Consider the following 24,346-nt stretch of genomic DNA (forward strand, 5'->3'; position numbering starts at 1 on the left):
GCGTTGGGGAAACACCCGGTCCCATTCCGAACCCGGTAGTTAAGCCCTTCTGCGCCGATGGTACTGCACTGGTTACGGTGTGGGAGAGTAGGTCGCCGCCGAACTTAATTTGCCCTGCGGGTCGAGCGCCACAAGCGCTCCCCGCAGGGCTTTTTCATGTTCTTTTGCAGGTGGCGCTGTGCTCATTGAGCGGCTGACCGGGTGATGAGACCCCGGCGAGCGGGTGACGCGCCTCAGGCCCGGCTGGTTCCTCCCTACCGTGATCGTCATGAACGAGCAGTGGGCAGGGGAGGCACCTTTGCGGTGGCGAGCGCGCAGGAGGCGGGGCAGGCACGCCCGCGAGCCCGCGCCGTCCTCGCAGTCGGTCCTGCCCGCAGTGCTCGGCGTCGTGCTGCTGGTGTGCCTGATCCTCCTCCTGCTGACGTACCTCTAGTCCTAGCGGGACTGCAGCGCGTCGAGCGCCACGGCCTGAGCGATCACGAGCCGGCGGTCGACGCCAGGATCCTGGATCGTGACCAGGTAGTGGTCGCGGACCCAGGTCTTCTTGTCGACGCTGAACACGGGAGCACCGTTCTCCGTCGCGAAGTCGAAGTGATACCGCATGGGGAACGGTGCATCTCCGATGTACGGGATCCACTGCCACAGCCGGCGGAAGCCCGCGAGCCACTTGTTGCGTTCGGCACCGGTCGCGGTGCCCAGGCCCGGCTGCTCCAGGTGCCAGGTCGACCGCAGCAGCGACTTGCCGAAGTCCTTGCGGAACAAGCCGATCGACCTGCCCTGCTCGTCCGTCACGTCGTAGCCGCTGCCGAGATCGATCACCTTGCGGGCGTTGAACTCGAACAGCACCTGGTTCTTCGACGAGTCGGTGTAGATCGTGATCCGTTCCTTGATCTTGAGCCTCTTCTGCTCGGCGAAGCCCACCAGGGCGCCCGGCGCCCCGTTGTCGTCGAGGAAGACCTCGTAGCGGTTGACCATGAACGTGACCTTCTGGTGCACGTGCAGGGCCTGCGCGTTGTGCAGACTCACAACTCCCCCTTCTCCACCGGCACGGGAGTCAGACTCCCGGTCGGGAACCGCCGCTCGTTGCGGTCGATCTTGGCGAACGCGGCCTCGACGAGGTCGACGTCGAGCTTGTCCGCGAGCCTGGTGAGGTAGTGCATCACGTCCGCGAGCTCGTCCCGGACGTTCCAGGCGAGATCGGGATCCTTCATCGCGTCCTTCGCCTCGTCGGGCGTCAGCCACTGGAACAGGTCGGTGAGCTCGCCGACCTCCGCGGACAAGGCCATCACCAGGTTCTTGGGTGTGTGGTAGCTGTCCCAGTCACGGGCAGCGGCGAACGCGCGCAGGGCGTCCCTCAGGTCCACAAGGTCACGCTGACTCATGCACCACTGACTACCACGTGGACGAACGAGCAAGGACGGCGGCTGATCAAGCATGGATCGTCCGCGTCAACGTTGATTAGCTCTAGTCATGTCAACATTGAGCGCGATCAACACCTCGTCGGAAGACGACACCGTCCTCGTCCTCGGCGCCACCGGCAAGACCGGTCGCCGCGTGACCGCCCTCCTCGGCTCCGCCGCCCGTCCGGCGTCGCGGTCCGCGTCCACGAGGTTCGACTGGTCCGAGCAGGACACCTGGGAGCCCGCGGTCAGAGGCACGACCGCCGTCTACGTCGTGCCGCCGGAGAACCCGGTGCTGCTGAACGACTTCGTGGACGTCGCCGTGAAGGCCGGCGTGACCCGGCTCGTCCTGCTGTCCATGCGCGGCGCACCCGACGACGACCCGTTCGAGGCGGCGGTCAAGGGTTCGGGGACCGAGTGGACGATCCTGCGGCCCACCTGGTTCATGCAGAACTTCGACGAGGACATCTTCGCGCCGTCCGTGCAGCAGGGTGAGCTCGCCGTCCCCGCCGGCGACGGCGTCCACCCGTTCATCGACGTGGTGGACATCGCCGAGGTCGCCGTCGCGGCGCTGACCCAGCCCGGTCACCACGGTCAGACCTACGACCTCAGCGGGCCAGAGGCGTTGTCGTTCCCCGAGGTGCTGGCACGGATCAGCGAGGTGACCGGCAGCCCCGTCCGGTACGTGGACATCGCGCCCGAGGAGTTCACCGCGGTGCTGCGAGAGGTCGGCTACTCGGAGGAGATCGCGGATCTCGTCACGATGCTGATCCTGCTCATCCGCAAGGGAGAGGAGGCGCACGTGTCCGACAGCGTGCGCCGGGTTCTCGGGCGTGAGCCGCGGACGTTCGCCGACTACTTGGGCAGCAGCAAGTTCGCCTGAAGGCCGCGCGTGCCCTCGTTGGTGATGACGGCCTCGCAGAGCGCCCGCCCCGTGCGGGCGCGCCACTCCTGCACGACATCGCAGTAGCGAAGCCCCATCGCATAGGTGAGCTGTCCGATGCTCTCGCCTTCTAGAAGGACTTCGAGAGTGTGTTCACCGGTGTGAGAGCCTCTAGCGATTCTGCAGTCGCGGAGTTCGGCGATGACGTGGGCCGGCGTGCGGCCGTCGACGACGCGGTGCAGCACGTGCTGGTGGACCTGCTCACCGACGACGGCGACCTGGTGTTCGGCGGTCAGCGTCGGTGCCGTGCCGAGCGCCTCGTGGTCGAGCAGCAGGAGCCGCGGGGCGCCGAGGTGCAGGTGCACGCCGAACCGCTGATCACCGCCGATGATGCGCGCCGGGCACGAGCCGACCTCGCCGCGGTCGGCCAGGTCGAGCAGGAGCGGCCGGTAGTCGGCGGCCTGTTCGGCCCGCAGGTAGCCGGCCGTGATCGCGGAACCGTCCCCGCGCAGCAGGTCGACGCGCACCGACGCGTGGTCGTACCGGGTGGCGGGTTCCGGCACCAGCACCGCGGTGGCGGGGACCGTCGAGCCGCCCGCGTCTTCCGGGGTGTTCTCCTGCGTGTCTTCGCGAGTGGCGAGGCGAACGATCTCCGCGATGGCGTCCTGGTGGTGCGACTCGCCGACGATCGAGACCCGCCCGGCCGTGGACAGGCGGCGGAGGCGGGACCGCGTGCGCACAGGGGTGATCTGGTCTGCCGTCTTGTTCTTGGTGCCGACGAACATCAGGGCGAACAGCGCGAGACCGATGACGAAGCCCAGAGGGCCGAAAGCAACGGTCAGAACCAGTGCGAGCACGGCGACGGCGATCAGTACGGCGGCCGGGGAAGGTTCTGTGCGTTGCTGCATCGTCATGGGGCATCCTCACGACTCGGCGTCCCGTCACTCTCAGTGTCGGTCATGCCGGGCGATGCGTTTCACAAATCGCTCGTTTGGCCCAGCGTTGCAGGTCGGGGACTCCAGCCCGTGACGGGAAGCCGGCGCGGATCGGGATCGTCGCTCAACGGCGACACCGGGTTCTCCTCGGTGAGCTTGTAGGTGACGCCCTGGCGGAACCACACGTGCGTCGCGATCCACGCGATGATGCCGAAGAACAGCAAGCCGACGAGGTAGTACCAGCCGTCGGTGAAGATCCGGTAGACGGAGTAGAGCGTCATCGGCGTCGTGAGTGCGGAGATGAGCAGTGCGGACCAGCGGTTCCCGTGGTTGACCTTGCGGTCGTTGCGGACCGGCGGTTCCTGGCCGGCGAGGTCCCACAGCAGCTTGGCGTGGAACCAGCTGCCGTCTTCCAGCGGTGGCCGGGGATCCGGCTTGGCGCGTGCCCTCGACCGTCGCGAGACGAGCAGGCCCACGCCGTCGGCGTCGTCGACCGGCAGCAACCACTCCTGCCCGCCACCGATGATCCGCAGCACCGGGCCGGGCGTGATCGTGAGCTCGCTGGTGTTGGCCAGCCGCCACTGCGCGGGCGTTCGCACGTCACCCGCCTCGACGCTGCTGATCCGGTCGAACCGGAGGGCGACCCGTCCGATCGGGCTCATCGGGTGCACGGGCGGCGGCAGCCGGTCGAGCAGCAGACGCCGGGACTGGACCCGCAACCGACCGCCGCCGCGCAGACCCACGGCGACCTCGACCGCGGATCGTCGCACGTCATCACGGACCGGCCGCGTCACGACCTGAGCGGCGAGCCACGCGAGTCCGAACGCGACCAGCGGCGCCGCGACCCCCGCCGCCGCGTGCTCCCCGCCGTCGAGGAGCCCGAAGACGAGACCGCCGAACGCGGCGGGCACCGACGGCACCAAAGCGATCTTCGGCCACGCCGTGGTCATCCACCAGAACACGACGAGCAGCACGAGCGCCAACGCCGTCGGCCACAGCACGACAGTCTCCGTGAGGGAGTCGCGGAACTCTCCGGCGAAGTCGAACCGACCGTCACGCAGCTCGCGCCGGAACAGGTAGGACGAGACCACGTGGTGGCCGGTCGGCACCCCTATGCCGGCGGCCAGCAGCAACGGCGCGGCCACCAGGAACCGCAGGAACACCAGCACGACTTCCCCCAGAAGTTGATCAGTGCACCAGGGTAAGGCGTGCGCGTCCTCTCGGTCCGGGTTCTCCGCCACCTGGCAGCGCGGTCAGCACCAGCCCGAACACGAGACCGTTGAGCTCCTCCAGCCCCAGGTTCAGTTCCTTGGCGACGTGCAGCGGTGTCGTGCCGTGCTCACGGAGGACCTTGAACACCTTGGTGAGCAGCTTTGACGTCTCGCGGCGCGTCATGCCGCCCTGCACGAGACTGTGGACGTTGGCCCACTTCGTGAACTGGTCCCTGCCCACGTGCCAGTGGCGGTGATCGGTGCCGGCCAGAAGCCGCTGCGGCATGAGGAACTCGGCGGCGAACTCCCGCGGCTCGTCGTGCCCGAGCAGCACGGCGAGCTGGACGGCGGCGTCGAACCGCGCCTGCTCCGGCGTCGCCGTCGGGGTGAGGAACACGAACGGCGTCCCGTTGTGCCAGCAGGAGAACGCCTCCTGCCCGGCGCAGTCGACCGGCAGCGAGAACACCCGCACGCCGTGGGACTCCAGCAGCTGCACCATGTTCGGCGCGGGCCCGGAGGCGAGCCGCCACGAGTCGCGCGTGCTCTTCGGCGGAGTCTTGGGCGCTGGCAGATCGGGCTGGGGCAGCACGAAGAGCCGTTCCAGCCAGCCGTTGAACTCGATCGCGAGCTGCGCCGCGGCCACGGCCTGCGCGTCGAGCGGCTCGGTCCGCGGCACGATCTGGGGCCGGGGCGGCTCCGGCGCGGCAAGGAACGAGGCGGGGAAACCGAGCGCTCCCGCCAGCGACTCGACGGTGGCGGGCTTGGGCGAACGAAGCCCGCGCTCGTACTCCGCGATGGCCCGCGCCTGCACACCGGACTTCCGCGCCAGCTCGGCGGCGGTGAGTCCGCGCCGGGTGCGGGCGAGCGTGAGTCGCGTGGGCGTGAGCATGATCCGGTCATTGTCGCCCTTGGCGTGGCGCGGTGCCAGGCGGGTCCTGGTGCGCACCGGTCAGGTCAGCGGCGGCTCGTCTTGGGCGTGGTTGAGCCGTTGCGAGCGAGGTTTGATCCGTCGGTGTGGGGTGTGGGGTGTGGGGTGTGGGGTGTGGGGTGTGGGGTGTGGGGTGTGGGGTGTGGGGTGTGGGGTGTGGGGTGTGGGGTGTGGGGTGAGGTGGGCGCGTCGAGGTGCGCGGTCTGCGCGTTTCCCAGGTTCGCGGTGGCGTTGACCGCCTAACCGGTGCCCGAACTCTCCTGGCCGGCGCCAGAGCTCCGCTCACCGGCGGAGCGAGATCGGGAAGTCCACCTCCTCCGGACCGTCCACATTGGGCGCCTTGAGCTGCGGGAACTCCATCGGCGGCAACGGGATCCGGCGCGCCCACCGCTCGATGATCTGGTTCTGCGGTGTCGGCTCCGGCTGCGACACCTCGCGCAACACCACGAGCCTGTCCTCCAGCTGCAACGGGTACGTCACCAGGAACCACAACTTCAGCCCCTCGCTGCGCACGTTCTCGAACAGCGCGAACTGGTCGTGGTCGTTGTCCCGCATCATCGCCGCGATGGCAGGACCCTTCGCGTAGTCGCTGCGCAACGGCGCGTCCGGCGACCCCGTTCCCCGGTTGCCCTGCAACGTGCCCAGCAGCACGGGCCGCGACGGGTGCCGGATGAGCCCCGCGTTCCAGTGGTCGAGGCGCTGCCACCCCTCCGCCGCCAGCAGCTGCCGCAACGTGCCCACCCGGTGGATCCAGTCGAGCAGACCCGGCGCGTTCGTCGGGCCGAACGGCGGCGAGGCGGCGCGGGCGTCGATGCCGGCGGCGATCGCGCGGTCCAGGACGGCCTGTCGCAGGCCGAGGTCGGCGAGCTGCTCGTCGCTGGTGGGGGTGAGCTTGCGGAAGGCGGCGTTGGTCATGGGGCGACGGTAGCGACGGGGTCTGACATTTCCGGGAACCGCTACGCCCGGCGGGTGCGATCGTGGGGTTGGACGCGATCGATGGGCGACCACCGTCTGAACTGCGCGTGCAGGTCCGCAGGTGAAGTGAGGTGCCCGGGGGAGAGGCCCGGGCACCTCACCGGCGGCCCGTCTCCCGGTCAGGCCGCCACCGGCGTGAGCTGGTGCAGCACGTCCCGCTCACCCAGTCGCTCCCGCGCCCACTCGGCCACCGCGGTGTCCTGCGCGAACAGCACGATCTGCCGGTCCGCGGAGAGTTGCAGCAGCAGGTCCATGACGGCGTGGGTGCGCACCGAGTCGGCCTGCACGGTGACGTCGTCGAGCAGGAGGGGGCACGGTTCTGTCGCGAGGTGCTGGGCGAGGGCGACGCGCAGCAGAAGGTAGATCTGCTCCGCCGTGCCCAACGAGAGGTGCGAGGCCTCGTGCCACGCGTCGGAGGCCGTGCACACGCGCACGGTCAGGGTTGACGCGTCCACTGCGGCGTCCACGTAACGGCCGTCGGTGATCGAAGGCAGCCACGTGCGGAGCGTTTCCTCCAGGGCCGGGGCGATGGTGCTGTGCACCTTCTCGCGGGCGACGGTCAGGTACTGCGAGGCCAGGTCGATGGCTTCCACCTCGGCGGTCACCTCGGCCAGAACCGCGGCGGCCGCCTGCACGGTCTCCTCGGCGTCCGGGACGCTCGGCAACGAGCGGGCCATCTCCGCAACGGTGGCCGCCAGCGAGTCGGCGGAGGGTGCCAGGGACGGGTCGGCGTCGCAGGCCGTGTACCGGAGAGCTGCCTCCTGCAACGAGACCAGGTAGGTCTGGGCCGCGGAGAGAGTCGCTTCGAGGTCGTCGGGGGTGCCGGAGGCCAGCAGGGACTGGAGTTCCGCCCACGCGTTGCGCTCGTCCTCGGCCTCGCGGAGCAGGCGGTCCCAGTCGCGTTGCCACTCGGCGATCGCGCGCAGCAGGTCCTCGGGGCGTTTGCCGGTGCGGCCGATGGCCTTCACCGCCTGCCGCAACAGGTCCAGCGCTCGGGTGTGGGCGGCGGTGGCCTCGGCCACGGTCGCCTCTGCCAGGCGGCGGTCTGCCAGGGTCTGGGCCAGCAGTGGGCGTTGGGCTGCCATCAACGCCTGGCGGCCGCGCACCTTGCAGTCCGTCTCGTAGTCCACCAGCAGGTCCGGCACGGAGATGGCCGCGTTGGTCTTGCCCCGGGCGGCCAGTTCCACGCGGATGGCCTTCTCGGTGCGTGCGACCTCCGAGACGAGGTCGGCGTGTTCGGCCTCCCACGCGCCGCGGTTCGCCAGGCGCCACAACGTCTCGCGGTCCGCGGGGATGCCCAGGGCCGCGCAGCCGGAGACGGCCTCGTCGTGCACCCGGACTGCCTCGGCCGCCACGGCGCGCTGGCCCTCGGCCTCGGCCAGGGTGCGGTCCGCGGTGAAGAGACGGCCGCGGGACTCGGTCGCGGTGGCGGCGCGTTCGGCGGCGAAGACCACGGCGGCCTCGCGTTCGGGGGCGTTGCCGCGGGACATGGCGCCGGCGACACCGGCCACCAGTGCGGCCACGAGGACTCCGGCGGCCGCGATGTGCTGGTCCGTGAGGATCAGCAGGCCGCCCACCAGAGTCGTCAGGCAGCTGAGAGCCAGCAAGGCGTTGCGCAGGAACGGGTTCGGCATCGCGATCTCCTGCACGTGCGCCGCGGCCACGTCGGCCTCGACCTGCGTGCGGGCCGCGTCGGCCGCCGCCTCGTCCTGGTGCACGCGCGCGGCGTCCACCTCGATCGACGCGCTGGTCAGACGGCCACCGGCGGCGGGGTCGAGCCGCGTGGCCAGGCCGCGCAGCACCGACGGTTCCGCGGTGGTCGGCGGTGACGGCCTGCGTTCGTTGTGCGCGACGGCGACGGCGGACGCGGTCGCGTAGGCCGAGGCGACGACGCGGAGCTCGTCGTCGAGCGCGGTCTCGCCGACCGGAAAGCCCGGCAGGGCGTCGAGTTCCGCCTGCAACGCCTCCGCCGACGGGCCCGTCAGCACGCGGGGGTTCGGTGCGGCGCGCCATGCGGCCGTCGCGCGATTCACGAGGCGCGCCAGTTCCTCCTGCGCGGCGATGCCCGACGGCGGCGAGTCGCCGAAGCGCTCCTGCAGCTCACCGATCCGCGCCACGCGGGACACGAGCGCCTCGACCGACGCACCGTGCTCCTCGACCTCCAGCCGGGCACGGGCGGCCGCCGCGGAACGGGCCTGCGCGCTCAGCTCCAGGTACCGGGCGTGTTCACGGCGCGCCACGGCGAGGTCCGTCTCGGCCTCGCGCACCCGGTTGCGCGCGTCCTTCAACGCGTCCACCGGCGCGGTCAGCCGTTGCAGCGCCTGCTCCACCGTGCCGTCGGTGCCCGCGGTGGCGGCCGCGCGCCGCAGGTGGTCCTGCAGGCCTCCCGCCGCGTCCTGCACGGTCAGCAGCTGCGCCTGGTCCACGCACGCCGTGGCCGTGAACGACGTGCGGTCGAGACCCAGCCGGCGCGACACGTCCGGCACCGAGTCGTCGTTCAGGTCGCGGTCCACCGCGACGACCTCACCGGACTCCAGCGACACCATCGCCGCCACCCGCCACGACTCGCCCTCCCAGGGGCGGTGCCGCGCGGACGGGTCACCGCACAGCGCCGCGCGGATGGCGGCGTGCCACGACGACTTCGCCGACTCGTTCACCCCGGACACCACGGTCAGGCCGGGCGCCAGCGGCAGCGTGCGGTCGTGCAGCGGCCCGAACGCGTGCGCGGTCACGGACTCGATCTTCATCGTTCCTCCAACGCACGAAGGCCGGTGGCGAGCACACGGCCGCGCAGGGCCTCGTCCAGAGCCGCGTCCGCCAGCACGTCGCGCACGAACTGGCCGCGCACGGTCCGTTCCGCTGCCACGGAGTCGAAGTCCAGCAACGGGAACGTCTCCTCGGAGTCCAGCCAGTCGAGCGACTTCGACGCCGACACGTCGAACACCTCGCGCGACACCGAACCGTCGTCGTGCACCGTGCACAGGACGGCTCCGCGTTCGCCCGTCTCGCCCGGCGTCAACGGATCCGGGTTGCCGGGGAACGTGTAGTTCACGGCGTGCTCCGGCGTGTGCACGTGCCCGAGGAACGCGTGGTCCAGCCCGGTGATCGCGACGTCGCCGGGCGCGGAACCGTGGCACAGGGCCAGGTTCACGCCGCCGCGGGTCACCGCGAAGCCGTCGAGGACGTCCCGCGCCGGACCGGGCCCGACGTGCGCGGCGCCCCACAGCGTGACGCCGTCGGCGAGGTCCACGGGCGTCATCGACTCCGACGAGAAGACGTGCACGTTCGGCGTCCAGTCCACCTGCTGGTAGACCGACTGCGGGCCGTACCAGTCGTCGTTGCCGGGAGCCAGGAACACCGGCACGGAGCAGTCGAACGACGACCGCAGGAACGAGGCGGTGGACGGGGAGCAGCGGTCGTGCTCGTACAGGTCGCCGGCGCAGAGCACCGCGTCGGCGCCGGTCTCCCCGGCGAGGTCGACGATGCGGCCCAACGTGTCGCGCAACGCCTTCCGCCGCACCGGACCCGCGCTGGGGAAGCGCGAGTCCAGGTGCAGGTCAGCGAACAGCAGCAGTTTCACCGGTGCCTTCAGGTATGTCGATCGTGCCGGACAGGGTCAGGTGCAGCTGGAGGGCCTCGGCCACGTCGGCGGTGTCGGCGTGCCAGCCGGTCAGTTCCTCGACGGTCGGGGTCAGCTCGTAGCCGTGGTGGCGGATCGCGCGGCTCAGCGCGTGCCACAGCTGCGAGACGTCGTGCGCCACGTCGACGTCCACGTGGGACGCCAGGTTGATCAGCAGTGCCTGCACGGGTTCGTCGGAGTTCTCGGCACCGCACGCGCGGGCGACCGACCGCTCCACCGCGGTGCGCAGAAGCTCGGCGCAGCAACGGATGCGCACGCCGTCGAGCTGGTCCGGGCGCGCCAGCAGGTTCGCCACGCAGGTCAGCCGGTCCTGGACGTCGGAGGAAAGGGTCATCGCTGCAACCATCCCGCGAGCAGTTCGGTGTCTCTGATCAGCACGTCCAGATCGCCGCTGTCACCACCGACCCGGCACGCCTGCAGCAGGTCGACGGCCCACGACCCGACGACGTCCTCCAGGTGCGGCAACAGCTTCGCCGGCTCCCCGAGGTCGTCGAGCACGGCGAGCGCGAGCTTCTGCCTGGTCGTCATCGCGAGCTCGAGCCGGCGTTCGACCTCGGCGTGCGGCATGCCGCGGACGAGCCGTTCGCGCCGGAACCTCGCGTGGGAGGCCGATTCCAGGGCCGTGCGGCAGCACGACGCCACGAGCTCGGCCCGCAGCGCGTCCGGCAGGCTCTCGTCGACGCGCATCGCGCGGGCGTCGCTCAGGCACCTGCCGACGGGGTCCTCGGCCATCCGCACCTGCACGACGGACTCCTCGCCGCGGCAGACCTCCCACACGGTGCTGCTCAGCCGCAACCGCCGCAGCGCCTCCACCAGCCGTTCGTCGTGGGTGAAGACCACGACCTGACGGGTGAGCCCGACGTCCGCGAGCACCTGGGCGAGACCATCCACTTTGGACGCGTCCATCGCCTGCACGGGGTCGTCGATGAGGACGAACCGGAACGGGCTCTCGTCGACCATCGCGCGCGGCAGGAACAGGGCGAGGCCCAGCGAGTGCAGCTCTCCCTGGCTCATCACCGCGAGCGCCGAGTTCGACACGCCGTCGACCGACACGTCCAGCTCGACGTTGCGGGTGCCGCCGAGCCGCACCGCGCCCAGGTCGACGTTGCTCTGCTGGCGCAACCGCTGCCAGATCCGCTGGGACTCCTTGGCGAACGGCGCGCTGCGCTCGGCCCGCAGCCTGGCAGCGGTCTTGCGGATCCAGTTCTCCGCCTCGGTGACGTCGGCGAGCACCTCGGAGTCCGCGAGCGCCTGCTGCGCCTGGGAATGCCACTCGAACAACGCGATCGCCATCGGCCGCCACACCAGGTCGTGGCGCTCGATCTGCTCGCGCGCCACGGACTTCAGCTGCTCCACGGCCTGCGCGAGCTCGGCGTACCGGTCGAACACGACCTGCCGCAGCCGCACCGGGTCGTCGACGGACACGCAGGCCTGCCACGCCTGCCAGGCCTGCACCACCGCCGTCGTGTCGAGCACGTCCTGGACCTCGGTCAGCACCTGCGGCACCGGCTGGCACAACGCCCGCGCGGCGGCGACCGCCAGGTCCAGCCGGTCCGCCGCCTCGTGCAGCTCCGCCGCGGCCCTGGCGAGGTGCTCGGCGCGCTTCTTGGCCTTGCTGAGCCACTTCCCGTCGAGCTTGCCCAGGTTGCAGACCGGGCACTCCTGGTTGCCGCCGGACTCCTGCAGCTGGACCGCGAGCCGCAGGATCTCGCTGCACCGCAACGAGTCCTGCGCGTTGGCCGTCGCCACCTCGGTCACCGTGCCGAGCGCGAGGTCGAGGGCCTCGCGGACCCTGTCGACCTCGTCGGCCGGCGGCAGCGTCACGTCCATGATCTGCTGCAGGAGGCTCGTGCCGGTGCCGACGTCGGCCCGCAGCGCGAGGTCGGCGATCGCGTCGAGGTCGGGGGAGTCGCTGCCGAGCAGCTCGGCGGCGCGGTGGGCGCGTTCGTCCTGCGACGCCGCCAGCTCCGCCCGCACCCGTTCCCGCCGGTCGTAGGGGCGGGCGACGATCTCGGCGAGGCGCTTGCGGTGCTCGGCGAGCGCCTGCTGCGCCTCGGTGATCGCCTCCAGTCCAAGAAGGCGGTGCATCGCCTCGTAGAGGTCTTCGGGCTGTGCGTCGAGCACGGTGCCGAGCTCGCTGTAGGGCAGGAACGGCCGGTAGGTCTCCAGCGCGTCGTGCCACCTGCGGTCGTCGAACGGCTCGTCGTCCTGCGTCCACTCTCCCTGTGTCGGCTCCTCGTGCGGGGCCCAGCGTCTTCGGATCGTCGTCCTGCCCTGCCGCTGGGCGTGGACGAGGTCCAGCTCGACGGCGGTGTCGGTCTGGTGCAGGTTGCGCCAGCCCTGCCGCCACACGTCGTGCCGTGCCCGCGCCCAGCGCGCGTTGTAGCCCGTCAGCGCCAGCTCTGCGGCCTCGGCGAAACTCGACTTGCCCGAGCCGTTGCGCCCGGTGACGACGGTCAGCCCCGGACCCGGTGCGAGCGGCAGGCGTGCCTGGGGACCGATGCCCCGGAAGCCGCGCACGCGGATCTCCGACAGGTAGATCCCCTGGCCGGGGCCGTCGGAACGCTCGTGAGGGGCCTGCTCCTCGGCGGGCACACCGGCGAGCGCGCGGTCCAGCGCCGCCTCGCCCCGGCACGCCGCCAGCACCAGTTCTGCCGCACGTGGGGTGAGTTCGTATTTGGCCAGTCGCCCGGCCATAAGTTCGAGTAACCCGGCTTCACCCGCCACGGTCACATTTCCTCCAGCTGCCACCACTCGATAGGGCGGCAACTTAGGCACGAAAGGGGACCTACTGGTGAGTACTCACACGATCGAGTGGTGTTACATAGGGTGACTAAAGGTGGTCCCGGTCGTTAAGGACCCCACACCTGCAGGCCCCTGATCACGAAGTAGGCGTCCGGCACGTAGGTGCCGTGCTTCGGATAGGTGGTGAACTCGGCCTCCGTCGAGCAGTTCTCGCGCTGGTACACGGTCGCGTCCCTGCTCAGGCGGTTCGCGAACGACTTGCCGGTCACCGTGAGGGTGATGCACTCGCCGGGGTTGGCCGATTCCACGTCGAGGCGCTGCACGGCGCCCGTGTAGTCCGGCCCCGCCCACACGCAGAACTCGCCCTTGTCGCAGCTCTTGTCACTCTGCGCTACAGCGATCCCACTGGAGGCGACCGCGCCCGCAGTGATCGCCAGGGCGGCGATGAGGCTCTTCAACGACATGGGCGCACCTCCGTCGCAGACGAGTGTGCGTCCGTTCGGGTCAATCGGCCAGACGATCTTGGAGCGCCTTCGCGTCACGCGGGGCGTAGGCCTTCGCGTCGTTGTCGAAGTAGACGAACACGTCCCCCTGCTCGCGCCACGCCCTGACCTTCTCCGCCCACCGGTCGAGACCCTCGTCGGTGTAGCCGCTGACGTAGAGCTCGTCGTGGCCGTGCAGACGGACGTAGACGAAGTCGCTCGTCACCTCCTCGATCAGCGGGTACTTGCCGGCGGCGTCGGCGACCACGAGCGCGACGTCGTGGCGCCGGAGCAGGTCGGTGAACTCGCGAGTGGCGTAGCTGTCGTGGCGCACCTCGACGGCGTAGCGCATCGGCCGTTCCGCGTCGGTGGTCGTGTGGGCCGGGTCGACGCGGTGGTCGTGGCGCTTCGCGACCTCGGCGGCCTCGGTGGTGGTGCGGGGGAGGCTCTCGAAGAAGCTCGTGAGCAGGTCCGCGTCGAACCGCAGCGTGGGCGGGAGCTGCCAGAGGATCGGGCCGAGTTTCGGGCCCAGGGCGAGGACTCCGGACGCGAGGTAGTTCGCCAGGAGCTCGTGGCCGTCCTTCAGGCGCTTCATGTGCGTGATGAAACGGCTGCCCTTGACCGAGAACACGAAGTCGTCCGGCGTCTCGGCGGCCCACTTCTGGTAGCTCGACGGGCGTTGCAGCGAGTAGAAGGAGCCGTTGATCTCCACGGAACCGAGCTGCTCGCTCAGGTAGGCCAGCTCGCGCTTCTGCGTGACGCCCTTGGGGTAGAAGACCCCGCGCCAGGGCGGGTAGACCCAGCCCGACGTGCCGATCCTGACCTCACCCATGCGGCTATCGTGACACGGTGGACGACTACCTACAGCGCATCGGTGCCTCGCGCACGTCATCGTTGGCGGAGCTGCACGAACGGCACCTGCTGAGCGTCCCGTTCGAGAACCTCCACATCCACATGGACGAGCGGATCGTCCTGGAGATCCCGTGGCTGCACGACAAGATCGTGGTGCAGCGGCGCGGCGGGTTCTGCTACGAGCTCAACGGGATGTTCGCGGAGTTGTTGCGGCACTTGGGACATCACGTCGACGTGCTCGGGGCGCGCACGATCGGTGAGCGCCGGCCGCTCGGCCCGCCGCTCGACCACATGGCGCTGGTGGTGGACGGCGCCTGGCTCGCCGACGTCGGGTTCGGCTCGTTCACGCTGCACCCGCTCGACTGGAAGTCGCGTGAGGACCAGCACGACCCGTTCGGCGTGTTCCGCCTGGTGGACGTGGGCGACGACGTGGAGGTGCTGATGGACGGCGAACGCCGCTACCGGCTGGAGCGCCGCCCGCGCGAGCTCGCCGAGTTCGTCCCGACCTGCTGGTGGCACCAGACCGCGCCGGAGTCGCACTTCCGCGCCGGGCCGATGGCGTCACTCGCGTTGCCCACCGGGCGGATCACCGTGACGGACAAGAAGATCGTGCGAACGGAGAACGGCCGCAAGACCCTGACTGACGTCGAGGATCCCGCGGCCGCTCTTCTGGAGCACTTCGGACTTCACTTCCGGCAGAGCAACGCGTCCGGCGTCCTGCGCCAGTTGTAGGCGACACCGGCGATGTGCTCGTCCTGCGCGCACTGGCCCTTGTAGTGGCCGTTGGCCCAGTCACCGCCCTGGTCCGGCCGGTTGTCACCGCGGTCGAACCAGAGGACGCGCGTCTGGTTGCCCTGCGCGACGGGCGCGCAGACCAGGGTGAAGTTCGCGTAGCCGACGGCCGCGTTCCCGTTCGGGCACTGGAGCTTCGTGTACCCGGACGCCCAGTCGTTGGTCACGTGCTGCTCGTTGGTGACCCTGGTGGTGTTGCTCCACTGTGGACCGCTGACGCACAGGCCGCGGTTGCCGGTGTGGCTGATGCCGACCAGCTTCTCGCTCTGCGGGCACGATTCCTTGAGCAGCTGGTTGAACCGCGTCTCGCGCGGAACCTGACCGGTGCGGCTCGGAGCGTTGACGAGGCGGTTCCACGCCCCGGCGCGCCAGTCGTCACCGTCGTTGACGCCCATGCGGTTGCCGGCGGCGTCCCAGTGCAGCAACGCCCATCCGTTGCCACCGCGGTCGGTGTGGAAGCCGACCAGCGGCCAGTAGGCGAAGTCGGTGTCGTTCGCGACCAGCTGGTTCACGAACCGCTCGAACCAGTCGCGCGCCTTGAGGTTGTTCTCGCCGCGGCCGCCGACGCCGAACTCGCTGATCCACAACGGTGCGGTGAAGTGCTTCTGCGCCTCGGTGATGAAGAACGCCTGGCGCTGCAGGACGTTGATGTGGTCCTGCGGTGACAGGTCCTGGTAACGCGGGTCGGTCGTCTCGCCGACTCCCGTGGCACCGCTGTGGTTCGGGCCGGTGTAGCCGTAGAAGTGGGCGGAGTACACGAGCTTCTCGGGGTTGGCCAGCGTGTGGCTCAGGAAGCGCGCCGGTTCGAGCGTCGGACGCCCGTGCGCGAACCCGTCGACCGGGATGCCCGTCCAGTTGATGCCCTCGACGATCACGAGGAGGTCGGGCGCGACCTGCTGGAGGCGGTCAGCGGCCTGCTGCGAGGCCTTGTGCCAGTCGTGGTCGTTGCCCCAGCCCCAGTTCGGGTCGTCCCAGACGTTGCGGCGCACCTCGTTGTAGAGGTCCGCGCCGACCACGCGCTTGTTGGCCTTGTAGCGGTCGGCGACGAACGCCCAGTCGTTGATCCACTGGTCGGTGCTCTGACTGGTGTTCCAGCGCTCGTTGCCGTCGACGCCGCAGCACCAGCGCGAGGTGGTGGTGTGGTTGTTGAGGATGACGGCGAGGTTGTTGCGGGTCAGCTCGGCCACGACGGCGTCGTAGACCTCCAGCGGCCGCTTGCCGTTGAGCTGCGCGTCCTTCAGACCGTTGACGGGGTTGGTGTCCTTGAGCATCTGGTTGGAGAACGGCAGCCTGATGCTGTTGACGCCGATCTCCTTGAAACCGCTGATGATCGTGGCCATCGTCGCGCGGTCGAGTCCGAGCGGGACCTGGGCGGCCTTCTCGCCGGAGTGGTGGTTGGCGGGGTCGTTGATGTCGCCGGACCCGGTGTAGGTGCCGCTCGCACCGTGCCAGTTGCCGGACTTGAGCTTGAAGCGGTCGCCGTTGGCGTCGACGATCCATCGGCCTCGGGTGCTGAGGGGACCTGTCCAGGTCGCCTCGTCCGCGTTCGCTTCCGCAGGGGCGGCTTGCGCGGGCGCCACGAGACTCGCGGCCAGGAGCAGGGGAGCCAAGACGCGAATCGTTCTCATATCTGAACAGGCTAGTTGACAACCGGGGTGGCTCCACAAATACTCGGATCCGAGCGATCGGAGCCGAGTGATGAAGAACCCGCTGGGTATGGCGGTGCTGGGACTGCTGCTGGAGTCGCCGCTGCATCCGCACGCGATGGCGTCGGCGCTGCGCGAACGCGGTATGGACAGGGCTTTCAAGGTCACGACGGGGTCGCTCTACGACGTTGTGCGCGCTCTCATGCGCGAGGGGTGGATCGAGGCGCGTGAGACGGTGAAGGTCGGCGCCCGGCCGGAGCGGACGGTCTACGGGCTCACCTCCGCGGGACGCGAGGAGTTCGTCCGCTGGGTCGACCGGCTGGTGCGCGAACCGCAGGCCGAGTTCCCGAAGTTCCTCTCCGCCGTCAGCTACCTCGGAGCGCTCGGGCCGTCCGGCGCGGTGGAGGCGTTGCGGGAGCGGGCGGAGGGGTTGCGGGGGTCGCTGGAGGAGATGCGCGGCGGTCACCGCGACGCGCTGGAGCAGGTGCCCCGGCTGTTCGTCGTGGAGGTCGAGTACGCGGTCCGGATGGCCGAGGCCGAGCTCGGCTGGGTCGAGGAGATCATCGGCGACGTCGAGTCGGGCCGGCTCGCCTGGCCGGAGGAGGGGTGACGGCGGTCCTGGTCGCCGGCGCGGGTCCGGCGGGGTTGCTGCTGGCGGCGGAACTCGCGCTGGCCGGCGTCGAGGTCGAGGTGGTGGACGCGGCGCCCGCCCGGTGGCCGCACCCGCGCGGCTTCACGTTGTCCGCGCGCAGCCTGGAGCTGCTCGACCGGCGCGGCCTCGCCGAACGGTTCCTCGCGGAGGGACCTGTGGTGACGTACGGGATGTTCGTGCCGGGCGTGTTCCTGGACCTGTCCACCATGGACACCGATCACCCGTACACGCTCGGCATCGCGCAGAACCGGGTCGATGAACTGCTGGAGGAGTGGCTCGCCGAACTCGGCGTGCGCGTGCGGTGGGGGAGTGAGGTCGTCGGCTTTTCACAAGACTCCGACGGGGTCGACGTCGTGGTGGGCGACGAGCGCCGCCGCTTCTCCTACCTGATCGGCTGCGACGGTAGCCGCAGCTTCGTGCGCAAGCACGCGGGCATCGCGTTCCCCGGTGTGGACGCGACCTCGTACGGGCTGATCGCGGACGTCGAGGCCGACTACGACGCGCTCGCGACGGGTGAGGTGTTCGTGCTGCCCCGGCCCGGCTACGTGCGGATCGTGCTGGAGGAGCCCGAACCGCGGTCCGGCCCGGTGGAGTTCGAGTACGTCCGCGAGCTGCTGAACGCGCGACTCGGTCGTGAGGTGCCGCTGGGAAGGCCCTTGTGGCTCACCAGGTTCTCGGACGCGGCCCGGCAGGCCGAGCGGTACGTGCACGGCCGGGTGGTCCTGGCGGGCGACGCCGCGCACGTCCACCCGCCGGCCGGTGCGGTCGGGGTGAACGTCGCGCTGGCCGACGCGATGAACCTCGGCTGGAAGCTCGCCGCGACCGTCTTGGGCAGGGCGCCGGCAGGGTTGCTGCAGACCTACCACGACGAACGGCATCCGGCGGGCGCGCGCGTGCTGCGGACGACGCGGGCCCAGTCGTTGTTGGGTGGTGAGACCCTCTCACCGGTGCGAGAGCTGCTCGCAGACCTGAACGGTGTCGCGGGAAAGCATCTCGCTGAGCTCGTCACCGGCGTCGACACGCGGTATGACGCTCGTATACCGGGTGCACACCCGTTGCTCGGCAGACTTGCGCCGAACGTCGCGGTGGAGGTCGGCGGCAGGTCCACCACCGTTGCCGAACTGCTGCGCCCAGGTCGGCCCGTGCTGCTCGACGACCTCGACGGTCACGGCGGTGTGCTGATCCGGCCGGACGGTCACGTCGCGTGGGTGGCCGATCCGGCGACGCTCACCACGGCGATCGAGACGTGGACCGGGCCGTGAGGTCCGGCGCGTTGTACGGCGTCGCGCATGGTGTTGTCGAAGTAGGCGTCGGTGCGGAACGACTCGTGGCGGGGCTTTCAGCACGTGTCGCGGATGGCCGGGACGGCCTGTAGCCACTCTGTAGCACTTTTTGGCGTACTGCGCTACGGTGGTGGCATGCAGCAGCTCAAAGCCATCGGCCAGCGTGAGCTCCGCAACGACAACGCGGAGATCATGCGACGCGTCGAGGCGGGTGAGAGCTTCGTCGTCACCCGCAACAACAAACCCGTCGCCCAGCTCTCGCCGTACCGGGAGGACCCCGTGAGCCGTCCGCCGCTCGGTGACGTGCAGGTGCTCTTCGGCACCCTGCCGCCCGTCGACGCGGACCGCTGGGAGGCCGACCGGCGCGCCGCCGACCAGGTGTTCGGCGAGGACGACCCGCTGGACGACCCGTGGCAGAGCTGAGCTGTCTGCTCGACACCTGTGTGCTGATCAGGCTCGAGCGGGCGAATCTGGGCGAGTACCTCAACGCCCAGCCGTTCCTCAGCGCCGTCACGATCGCGGAGCTCGCGTTCGGGCTCGACACCGAGGACCCGGTCGAGCGGTTCGCGCGCACGGAGCGGTACTACGCGGCGCTGCAGACGTTCGAGGTGCTGCCGTTCGGCGTCGAGGAGGCCAAGGTCTACGGGCAGATGGCGTCGCTCGTGCGGCGGGCCGGCCGTAGCCCGCGGCCGCGGCGGATGGACCTCCAGATCGCGGCCACCGCGGCGGTCGCGGGTCTGCCGGTGCTGACGATGAACGTCAAGGACTTCAAGGACGTCGCCCGGCTCGTCGAGGTCGTGCCGATCCGTCAGGTCTGAGCTCCGTGGAAGAAGTACTGGCCGAGGCCGACCGTGAACACGAGCACGCCGTACAGCGCGTGCTCGACCGACGCCGCCAGAAGTGACCGAGTGCGCCGGTAGCGGGTGGCGAAGAGCCAGCCGCCCGCTGCCGACAGCACCACGGACACCCAGCTGCCGAACACGATGTGCACGAACCCGAACGCCGCCGCGCTCGCCGCGACAGTCCAGGTGCCGAACGCCGGCCCGTAGCGTTCGAACAGGAACGCGCGGAACACCAGTTCCTGCGGGTACACGCTGAGCAGCGGGTAGAACACCATCACCGCCAGCCACAGCAGCGGTTGCTCCTTCGGCAACTCGAACAGCCGGTCCGGGAACAGCGCCGCGACGACCGCTGTGGCGGCCACAGCGGCGACGGCCCAGAGCGTCAGGATCGGCCTCAGCCCGACTTCCTCCCCGCGCCACAACGATCTGCGGTCGAACGCGGGGGAGCGCAGCAGGTACGCGACGCTCGCGCCGCCGAGCACCAGCAGCACGGGGATCGGGCTCGTGCCGCGTGCCAGGAAGAAGTAGACGAGGGCCAAGCCGAAGAAGACGGCGACGTACTCGGCCGTCAGGTAGGCCCGGCGCTGCGCGGTGATCGGCACGGCGGTGAGGGTAGGTGGGCGAGGTGAACTGGAGGCGTCCGCGAACCTCTAGGCTGCCCGCCATGATTTCTCCGGCGTTCACCTGCGGGAGCTGTGGTCAGGTCCACGACGGCCTGCCGTTCGCCTACTCGATGCCCGCTCCCGCGTACTGGTCGGCCGAGATGGCCGAGAACCCGGCGAGCGTCCTCGGCGAGGAGCAGTGCGTGATCAACGACGAGCACTTCTTCGTGCGCGGCCGCATCGTGCTGCCGGTGCGCGACGCCGACGAGGACCTGGAGTGGGGCGTGTGGGTGTCGCTCTCGCCGGCGAACTTCTCCCGCATGGCCGAGGTCTTCGAGAACCCGGCACGGGTGCACGAGCCGCCGTACTTCGGGTGGCTGTCGACCGTCCTGCCGGGGTACGAGCCGACGACGCTCAACCTCAAGACCAACCTGCACACGCAGGAGATCGGCGTGCGCCCGGTGATCGAGCTCGAACCCACCGGCCACCCGCTGGCCGTGGAGCAGCGCGAGGGGATCACGGTCGCGCGGGTGCGGGAGTTCGCGGAGATCGCGTTCCACCAGTGAGGAACGCGGACGAGTCCCACCCCGAGACCGGAAGAAACCGTACGTACGGACGGTTCGGTGCCGCGGAACATGACCTGATCGAAACATCCGAAGTGCTAATGATCCGGCCATTGATCCCGATACGTGACACATGACTGTCACGGACATCGCGGCGTGGAGCACGGCGGACCACGTGCGAGCCGCGCTCGAACGCCACCTCGAAGGCGCGCTGGTAGAAGTTCCCGGGGACGAGGAATCGCCCCGCTGGGCGTTCGGCGAGGCGCTGCGCAGGTCGTTGATGCTGCGCCAGACGCACCCGTTCGACACCGTCGCCATCGGCCTGCCCGACCTGCCGCGCTACCGGGAGCTGGTGGCGGGCTCCGAGGTGACGCTGCGCGCGACGAACATCGACGCCTACTTCATCTGCAAGGCCGGTGAGGTCGAGCTCCACGAGCCGGAGATGGTGCCGGAGGTCTAGACGTGGCGAAGCCCCGGCTCCGTCGAGGAGGAGCCGGGGCTTCGGCTGCCCGGAACTAGGCGGGCACGGAGGCCACGCCCGGCGCCAGGAAGCGCCTGCCCGTGACCTTCTCCGAGATGCCGGTGCGGTCCAGGTACGGGGTGATGCCGCCCAGCCAGAACGGCCACCCGGCGCCCAGGAGCATGCACAGGTCGATGTCCTGCGCCTCCGCGACCACGCCCTCGTCGAGCATGATCCGGATCTCCTCGGCGAGTGCCTCCAGCGCGCGGTTCTTCACCTCGTCGCCGGTGAGCGGCGCCGAGCCGAAGTCCCACAGCGCCAGGACCTCGGGGTCGACGGTCTGGTTGCCGGACGAGTCCCACTGCCAGACGGCGCCCTTGCCCGCGGCGACGAACTTCTTCATGTTGTCCGACACCGAGAAGCGGTCCGGGAACGCGCCGTGCATCGTCTCCGACACGTGCAGCGCGACGGCGGAACCGACCAGCTGCAGCAGGATCATCGGCGACATCGGCAGGCCCAGCGGCTCGGTGGCCCTGTCGGCGACCTCGAACGACGTGCCCTCGTCGACCGACTTGATGACCTCGCCCATGAAGCGGGTCAGCAGGCGGTTCACGACGAACGCGGGCGCGTCCTTCACGAGCACCGAGGACTTCTTGAGCTGCTTGCCGATCGAGAACGCCGTGGCGAGAGTGGCGTCGTCGGTCTGCTCGGCGCGCACGATCTCCAGCAGCGGCATGACCGCGACCGGGTTGAAGAAGTGGAAGCCCACGACCCGCTCGGGGTGCTTGAGCTTCGACGCCATGTCCGTGATCGACAGCGACGACGTGTTCGTGGCGAGGATGGCCTCCGCGGAGACGTGCTCCTCGACCTCGGCGAACACCTGCTGCTTCACGGCGAGGTCCTCGAACACGGCCTCGATCACGAAGTCGGCGTCGGAGAACGCGGCCTTGTCGAGCGAGCCGGAGACCAAAGCCTTCAGGCGGTTCGCCTCGTCGGGCGAGACGCGCTTCTTCGACGCCAGCTTGTCGATCTCGCTGTGGACGTAGCCGACGCCCTTGTCCACGCGCGCCTGGTCGATGTCGGTCAGCACGACCGGCACGTGCAGGCGGCGGATGAACAGCAGCGCCATCTGCGAGGCCATCAGGCCCGCACCGACGACACCGACCTTGGTGACCTTGCGCGCCAACGACTTGTCGGGAGCACCGGCCGGCCGCTTCGCGCGCTTCTGCACCAGGTTGAACGAGTACAGGCCCGCGCGCAGCTCGTCGCTCATGACGAGGTCCGCGAGGCCCTCGGTCTCGGCGGCGTAGCCCTTGTCGAGGTCGTTCTCGCGCGCCAGCTCCAGCAGCTCCAGCGCCTTCAACGCGCCGGGCGCCGCGCCCTTGGTCTTGCCGTGCACGATGCCCTTGGCTCGCGCGACGGCCGCGTCCCACGCGTCACCGCGGTCGATCTCCTTGCGGGGCACGGAGATCTCGCCGCGCACGACGCCGGACAGCCACAGCAGCGACTGCTCCAGGTAGTCCGCGGAGTCGAACAGCACGTCCGCGATGCCGAGGCCGAGCGCGTCCTTCGGCTTGAGCATCTTGTTCTGGTTCAACGCGTTCTCGAAGATCACCGTCACGGCGTCGTTGGCGCCGATCAGGTTCGGCAGCAGCTGCGTGCCGCCCCAGCCGGGGAACAGGCCCAGGAACACCTCGGGCAGTGCGATCGCGGCCGCGTTCGACGCCAGCGTGCGGTAGTGGCACGAGAGCGCGAGCTCCAGGCCGCCGCCCATGACCGCGCCGTTGACGAAGGCGAAGGTCGGGATGTCCGAGTCGGTGAACTTCTTGAAGACCTCGTGGCCCAGCTTGCCGATCGTGACGCCCTGCGAGCGGTCCGTGGCCTGCTCGACGGCGGTCAGGTCGGCGCCGACGGCGAAGATGAACGGCTTGCCGGTGACGGCGATCGCGGCCGGTGAAGCCGCGTAGGCCTCGTCGAACGCGGCGCCGAGCGACACCAGCGACTGCGGACCGAACGTCGACGGACGCGTGTGGTCCAGGCCGTTGTCGATCGTGATGAACGCGACCGGCTTGTCGAGGCCGGGCACGCTGATCAGACGAGTCTTGGCGTGAGTGACGACCTCGTCGGGGAAGATCGCCTTTGCTTCCTCAGCGGTGATGGTCACTTGCCACTCCAGTTCGGGTTCTCCCAGATGACCGTTCCACCCATGCCGATGCCGATACACATGGTGGTGAGGCCGTAACGGACGTCCGGACGCTCAGCGAACTGGCGCGAGAGCTGCGTCATCAGGCGCACGCCGGAGGAAGCCAGCGGGTGGCCGGTCGCGATCGCGCCGCCCCACTGGTTCACGCGGGCGTCGTCGTCGGCGATGCCGAAGTGGTCGAGGAACGCGAGCACCTGGATCGCGAACGCCTCGTTCACCTCGAACAGGCCGATGTCCTCAATGGACAGACCGGCGCGCTGAAGGGCCTTCTCCGTCGCGGGAACCGGGCCGATGCCCATGACCTCGGGCTCGACACCCAGGAACGAGTAGCCGACCATCCGCATGCCGACGGGCAGGCCGAGCTCGCGCGCGGTCTCCTCCTCGGCGAGGATGCAGCCGGTCGCGCCGTCGTTCAGACCGGCCGCGTTGCCCGCGGTGATCCGGCCGTGCGGGCGGAACGGCGTCTTGAGCTTCGCCAGGTCGTCGACCGTGGTGCCCGGACGCGGCGGCTCGTCGGCCGTCGCGAGGCCCCAGCCGTTCTCCGCGGAACGGGTCGCGACGGGCACGAGCTCCGGCCCGATCTTGCCGTTCTTCAGCGCGTCGGCGTACTTGGCCTGCGAGGCGGCCGCGTAGGCGTCCGTGCGCTCCTTGGTGATGTGCGGGAACCGGTCGTGCAGGTTCTCCGCGGTCTGCCCCATGACGAGCGCGCTGGTGTCGACGATGCGGTCCGACAGGAAGCGCGGGTTCGGGTCGACGCCCTCGCCCATCGGGTGGCGGCCCATGTGCTCGACGCCGCCCGCGATGGCGATGTCGTAGGCGCCGAACGCGATGCCGCTCGCGGCCGTGGTCACGGCGGTCATCGCGCCGGCGCACATGCGGTCGATCGAGTAGCCGGGGACCGACTTCGGCAGGCCCGCGAGCAGTGCGGCGGTGCGTCCGAGCGTGAGGCCCTGGTCGCCGATCTGCGTGGTCGCGGCGATGGCGACCTCGTCGACCCGCTCCGGCGGCAGCTCGGGGTGCCTGCGCAGCAGCTCCCGGATGACCTTGACGATCAGGTCGTCGGCACGGGTCTCGGCGAAGATCCCCTTGGGACCGGCCTTGCCGAACGGCGTGCGTACGCCGTCGACGAAGACCACGTTCCGAACGCGTGCCGGCGCTGCTGGTGCGGCCACGGCGTCTCCTCCACTTGTGGTGACAACTCTGTCCACTCCGGCGGGGGAGCGCGACATCCCTACCGGTCGGTAACGCCAAC

At 70.0% G+C, this 24,346-nt stretch carries 25 protein-coding genes and 1 rRNA gene; 10 read left to right on the top strand and 16 right to left on the bottom strand.

Translation table 11 applies throughout. The features are described from left to right. Positions 1-104: ribosomal RNA gene (gene rrf, locus ACFWN2_RS25075) — 5S ribosomal RNA — on the top strand; the annotation flags it as partial. Positions 105-268: 164 nt separating this feature from the next. Next, positions 269-433, top strand: a complete 165-nt coding sequence (locus tag ACFWN2_RS25080) for a hypothetical protein (RefSeq protein WP_177230081.1) — start codon at positions 269-271, stop codon at positions 431-433. Positions 434-435: 2 nt separating this feature from the next. On the opposite strand, the gene ACFWN2_RS25085 is transcribed toward ACFWN2_RS25080, so the two are convergent. Together ACFWN2_RS25085 and ACFWN2_RS25090 are read right to left on the bottom strand one after the other, a co-directional pair. Then, on the bottom strand, positions 436-1,026 hold the full coding sequence (locus ACFWN2_RS25085) for a hypothetical protein (protein WP_382431201.1): 591 nt from the start codon (positions 1,024-1,026) through the stop codon (positions 436-438). Next, positions 1,023-1,382 carry a nucleotide pyrophosphohydrolase gene (locus tag ACFWN2_RS25090; RefSeq protein WP_382431203.1) on the bottom strand — a complete coding sequence of 120 codons (360 nt, stop codon included), beginning with the start codon at positions 1,380-1,382 and terminating at the stop codon, positions 1,023-1,025. Before ACFWN2_RS25090 ends, ACFWN2_RS25085 begins: the two co-directional genes overlap by 4 nt. Before the next feature lie 88 nt (positions 1,383-1,470). Between ACFWN2_RS25090 and ACFWN2_RS25095 the strand changes: the two genes are divergently transcribed. Then, positions 1,471-2,283 (top strand): NAD(P)H-binding protein, encoded by an 813-nt coding sequence (locus ACFWN2_RS25095; protein WP_382431205.1) that lies wholly within the window; start codon positions 1,471-1,473, stop codon positions 2,281-2,283. On the opposite strand, the gene ACFWN2_RS25100 is transcribed toward ACFWN2_RS25095, so the two are convergent. From ACFWN2_RS25100 to ACFWN2_RS25145, 10 genes are all read right to left on the bottom strand, one after another. Further along, positions 2,256-3,197: a hypothetical protein gene (locus ACFWN2_RS25100; RefSeq protein ID WP_382431207.1), complete on the bottom strand. Its 942-nt coding sequence runs from the start codon at positions 3,195-3,197 to the stop codon at positions 2,256-2,258. The two genes, ACFWN2_RS25095 and ACFWN2_RS25100, sit on opposite strands and share 28 nt — an antisense overlap. A gap of 62 nt (positions 3,198-3,259) precedes the next feature. Next, positions 3,260-4,387 carry a hypothetical protein gene (locus ACFWN2_RS25105; RefSeq protein ID WP_382431209.1) on the bottom strand — a complete coding sequence of 376 codons (1,128 nt, stop codon included), beginning with the start codon at positions 4,385-4,387 and terminating at the stop codon, positions 3,260-3,262. Positions 4,388-4,406: 19 nt separating this feature from the next. Further along, on the bottom strand, positions 4,407-5,375 hold the full coding sequence (locus tag ACFWN2_RS25110) for a helix-turn-helix domain-containing protein (RefSeq protein WP_382431211.1): 969 nt from the start codon (positions 5,373-5,375) through the stop codon (positions 4,407-4,409). Positions 5,376-5,639: 264 nt separating this feature from the next. After that, the gene (locus ACFWN2_RS25115) at positions 5,640-6,272 is read right to left on the bottom strand and encodes a hypothetical protein (RefSeq protein ID WP_382431213.1); all 633 of its coding nucleotides are present in this window, start codon (positions 6,270-6,272) and stop codon (positions 5,640-5,642) included. Positions 6,273-6,451: 179 nt separating this feature from the next. Further along, positions 6,452-9,079: an AAA family ATPase gene (locus ACFWN2_RS25120; RefSeq protein ID WP_382431215.1), complete on the bottom strand. Its 2,628-nt coding sequence runs from the start codon at positions 9,077-9,079 to the stop codon at positions 6,452-6,454. Further along, positions 9,076-9,912 (bottom strand): exonuclease SbcCD subunit D, encoded by an 837-nt coding sequence (locus tag ACFWN2_RS25125; protein ID WP_382431217.1) that lies wholly within the window; start codon positions 9,910-9,912, stop codon positions 9,076-9,078. Before ACFWN2_RS25125 ends, ACFWN2_RS25120 begins: the two co-directional genes overlap by 4 nt. Beyond that, positions 9,890-10,306: a hypothetical protein gene (locus tag ACFWN2_RS25130; protein WP_382431219.1), complete on the bottom strand. Its 417-nt coding sequence runs from the start codon at positions 10,304-10,306 to the stop codon at positions 9,890-9,892. Before ACFWN2_RS25130 ends, ACFWN2_RS25125 begins: the two co-directional genes overlap by 23 nt. Next, positions 10,303-12,669: an AAA family ATPase gene (locus tag ACFWN2_RS25135; protein WP_382431221.1), complete on the bottom strand. Its 2,367-nt coding sequence runs from the start codon at positions 12,667-12,669 to the stop codon at positions 10,303-10,305. Before ACFWN2_RS25135 ends, ACFWN2_RS25130 begins: the two co-directional genes overlap by 4 nt. Before the next feature lie 155 nt (positions 12,670-12,824). Then, positions 12,825-13,181, bottom strand: coding sequence for a peptidase inhibitor family I36 protein (locus tag ACFWN2_RS25140; protein WP_382431223.1), 357 nt, complete (start codon positions 13,179-13,181; stop codon positions 12,825-12,827). 40 nt (positions 13,182-13,221) lie between these two features. Continuing rightward, complete coding sequence (locus ACFWN2_RS25145; RefSeq protein ID WP_382431225.1) at positions 13,222-14,031, bottom strand: DUF72 domain-containing protein; 810 nt, start codon at positions 14,029-14,031, stop codon at positions 13,222-13,224. Positions 14,032-14,048: 17 nt separating this feature from the next. Here ACFWN2_RS25145 and ACFWN2_RS25150 point away from each other — a divergent pair, with 17 nt between their 5' ends. Continuing rightward, the gene (locus tag ACFWN2_RS25150; protein WP_382431227.1) at positions 14,049-14,783 is read left to right on the top strand and encodes an arylamine N-acetyltransferase; all 735 of its coding nucleotides are present in this window, start codon (positions 14,049-14,051) and stop codon (positions 14,781-14,783) included. On the opposite strand, the gene ACFWN2_RS25155 is transcribed toward ACFWN2_RS25150, so the two are convergent. Further along, positions 14,738-16,453, bottom strand: a complete 1,716-nt coding sequence (locus ACFWN2_RS25155; protein WP_382431229.1) for a glycoside hydrolase family 5 protein — start codon at positions 16,451-16,453, stop codon at positions 14,738-14,740. The two genes, ACFWN2_RS25150 and ACFWN2_RS25155, sit on opposite strands and share 46 nt — an antisense overlap. A gap of 88 nt (positions 16,454-16,541) precedes the next feature. Here ACFWN2_RS25155 and ACFWN2_RS25160 point away from each other — a divergent pair, with 88 nt between their 5' ends. From ACFWN2_RS25160 to ACFWN2_RS25175, 4 genes are all read left to right on the top strand, one after another. Beyond that, positions 16,542-17,099, top strand: a complete 558-nt coding sequence (locus ACFWN2_RS25160) for a helix-turn-helix transcriptional regulator (protein WP_382431231.1) — start codon at positions 16,542-16,544, stop codon at positions 17,097-17,099. After that, on the top strand, positions 17,096-18,403 hold the full coding sequence (locus tag ACFWN2_RS25165; protein ID WP_382431233.1) for an FAD-dependent monooxygenase: 1,308 nt from the start codon (positions 17,096-17,098) through the stop codon (positions 18,401-18,403). Before ACFWN2_RS25160 ends, ACFWN2_RS25165 begins: the two co-directional genes overlap by 4 nt. A gap of 156 nt (positions 18,404-18,559) precedes the next feature. Beyond that, positions 18,560-18,847, top strand: coding sequence for a type II toxin-antitoxin system Phd/YefM family antitoxin (locus tag ACFWN2_RS25170; RefSeq protein WP_382431235.1), 288 nt, complete (start codon positions 18,560-18,562; stop codon positions 18,845-18,847). Continuing rightward, positions 18,835-19,242, top strand: a complete 408-nt coding sequence (locus ACFWN2_RS25175) for a type II toxin-antitoxin system VapC family toxin (RefSeq protein WP_382431237.1) — start codon at positions 18,835-18,837, stop codon at positions 19,240-19,242. Before ACFWN2_RS25170 ends, ACFWN2_RS25175 begins: the two co-directional genes overlap by 13 nt. On the opposite strand, the gene ACFWN2_RS25180 is transcribed toward ACFWN2_RS25175, so the two are convergent. Next, on the bottom strand, positions 19,233-19,868 hold the full coding sequence (locus ACFWN2_RS25180; protein WP_382431239.1) for a CPBP family intramembrane glutamic endopeptidase: 636 nt from the start codon (positions 19,866-19,868) through the stop codon (positions 19,233-19,235). The genes ACFWN2_RS25175 and ACFWN2_RS25180 overlap by 10 nt on opposite strands. Before the next feature lie 62 nt (positions 19,869-19,930). Here ACFWN2_RS25180 and ACFWN2_RS25185 point away from each other — a divergent pair, with 62 nt between their 5' ends. Both ACFWN2_RS25185 and ACFWN2_RS25190 read left to right on the top strand, forming a co-directional pair. Then, a complete protein-coding gene (locus ACFWN2_RS25185) occupies positions 19,931-20,434 on the top strand; it encodes a DUF2199 domain-containing protein (RefSeq protein WP_382431241.1) in 504 nt (167 codons plus the stop codon). 130 nt (positions 20,435-20,564) lie between these two features. Continuing rightward, the gene (locus tag ACFWN2_RS25190; protein WP_382431243.1) at positions 20,565-20,891 is read left to right on the top strand and encodes a hypothetical protein; all 327 of its coding nucleotides are present in this window, start codon (positions 20,565-20,567) and stop codon (positions 20,889-20,891) included. Between the two features lie 55 nt (positions 20,892-20,946). On the opposite strand, the gene ACFWN2_RS25195 is transcribed toward ACFWN2_RS25190, so the two are convergent. Together ACFWN2_RS25195 and ACFWN2_RS25200 are read right to left on the bottom strand one after the other, a co-directional pair. Continuing rightward, positions 20,947-23,055 carry a 3-hydroxyacyl-CoA dehydrogenase NAD-binding domain-containing protein gene (locus tag ACFWN2_RS25195; RefSeq protein ID WP_382431245.1) on the bottom strand — a complete coding sequence of 703 codons (2,109 nt, stop codon included), beginning with the start codon at positions 23,053-23,055 and terminating at the stop codon, positions 20,947-20,949. Then, the gene (locus ACFWN2_RS25200) at positions 23,052-24,323 is read right to left on the bottom strand and encodes a thiolase family protein (RefSeq protein ID WP_382431247.1); all 1,272 of its coding nucleotides are present in this window, start codon (positions 24,321-24,323) and stop codon (positions 23,052-23,054) included. Before ACFWN2_RS25200 ends, ACFWN2_RS25195 begins: the two co-directional genes overlap by 4 nt. Between the last annotated feature and the right edge of the window lie 23 nt (positions 24,324-24,346).

This window comes from Lentzea sp. NPDC058436 (assembly GCF_042721515.1).
Classification (GTDB): domain Bacteria; phylum Actinomycetota; class Actinomycetes; order Mycobacteriales; family Pseudonocardiaceae; genus Lentzea.

What these genes read in the sequence shown, in the direction of transcription:
- ACFWN2_RS25090 (WP_382431203.1), bottom strand. Translation starts at nt 1,382, where the DNA reads ATGAGTCAGCGTGACCTTGTGGACCTGAGGGACGCCCTGCGCGCGTTC.
- ACFWN2_RS25095 (WP_382431205.1), top strand. Translation starts at nt 1,471, where the DNA reads ATGTCAACATTGAGCGCGATCAACACCTCGTCGGAAGACGACACCGTC.
- ACFWN2_RS25080 (WP_177230081.1), top strand. Translation starts at nt 269, where the DNA reads ATGAACGAGCAGTGGGCAGGGGAGGCACCTTTGCGGTGGCGAGCGCGC.
- ACFWN2_RS25145 (WP_382431225.1), bottom strand. Translation starts at nt 14,031, where the DNA reads ATGGGTGAGGTCAGGATCGGCACGTCGGGCTGGGTCTACCCGCCCTGG.
- ACFWN2_RS25115 (WP_382431213.1), bottom strand. Translation starts at nt 6,272, where the DNA reads ATGACCAACGCCGCCTTCCGCAAGCTCACCCCCACCAGCGACGAGCAG.
- ACFWN2_RS25200 (WP_382431247.1), bottom strand. Translation starts at nt 24,323, where the DNA reads ATGTCGCGCTCCCCCGCCGGAGTGGACAGAGTTGTCACCACAAGTGGA.
- ACFWN2_RS25130 (WP_382431219.1), bottom strand. Translation starts at nt 10,306, where the DNA reads ATGACCCTTTCCTCCGACGTCCAGGACCGGCTGACCTGCGTGGCGAAC.
- ACFWN2_RS25135 (WP_382431221.1), bottom strand. Translation starts at nt 12,669, where the DNA reads ATGGCCGGGCGACTGGCCAAATACGAACTCACCCCACGTGCGGCAGAA.
- ACFWN2_RS25140 (WP_382431223.1), bottom strand. Translation starts at nt 13,181, where the DNA reads ATGTCGTTGAAGAGCCTCATCGCCGCCCTGGCGATCACTGCGGGCGCG.
- ACFWN2_RS25120 (WP_382431215.1), bottom strand. Translation starts at nt 9,079, where the DNA reads ATGAAGATCGAGTCCGTGACCGCGCACGCGTTCGGGCCGCTGCACGAC.
- ACFWN2_RS25170 (WP_382431235.1), top strand. Translation starts at nt 18,560, where the DNA reads ATGCAGCAGCTCAAAGCCATCGGCCAGCGTGAGCTCCGCAACGACAAC.
- ACFWN2_RS25100 (WP_382431207.1), bottom strand. Translation starts at nt 3,197, where the DNA reads ATGACGATGCAGCAACGCACAGAACCTTCCCCGGCCGCCGTACTGATC.
- ACFWN2_RS25190 (WP_382431243.1), top strand. Translation starts at nt 20,565, where the DNA reads ATGACTGTCACGGACATCGCGGCGTGGAGCACGGCGGACCACGTGCGA.
- ACFWN2_RS25160 (WP_382431231.1), top strand. Translation starts at nt 16,542, where the DNA reads ATGAAGAACCCGCTGGGTATGGCGGTGCTGGGACTGCTGCTGGAGTCG.
- ACFWN2_RS25185 (WP_382431241.1), top strand. Translation starts at nt 19,931, where the DNA reads ATGATTTCTCCGGCGTTCACCTGCGGGAGCTGTGGTCAGGTCCACGAC.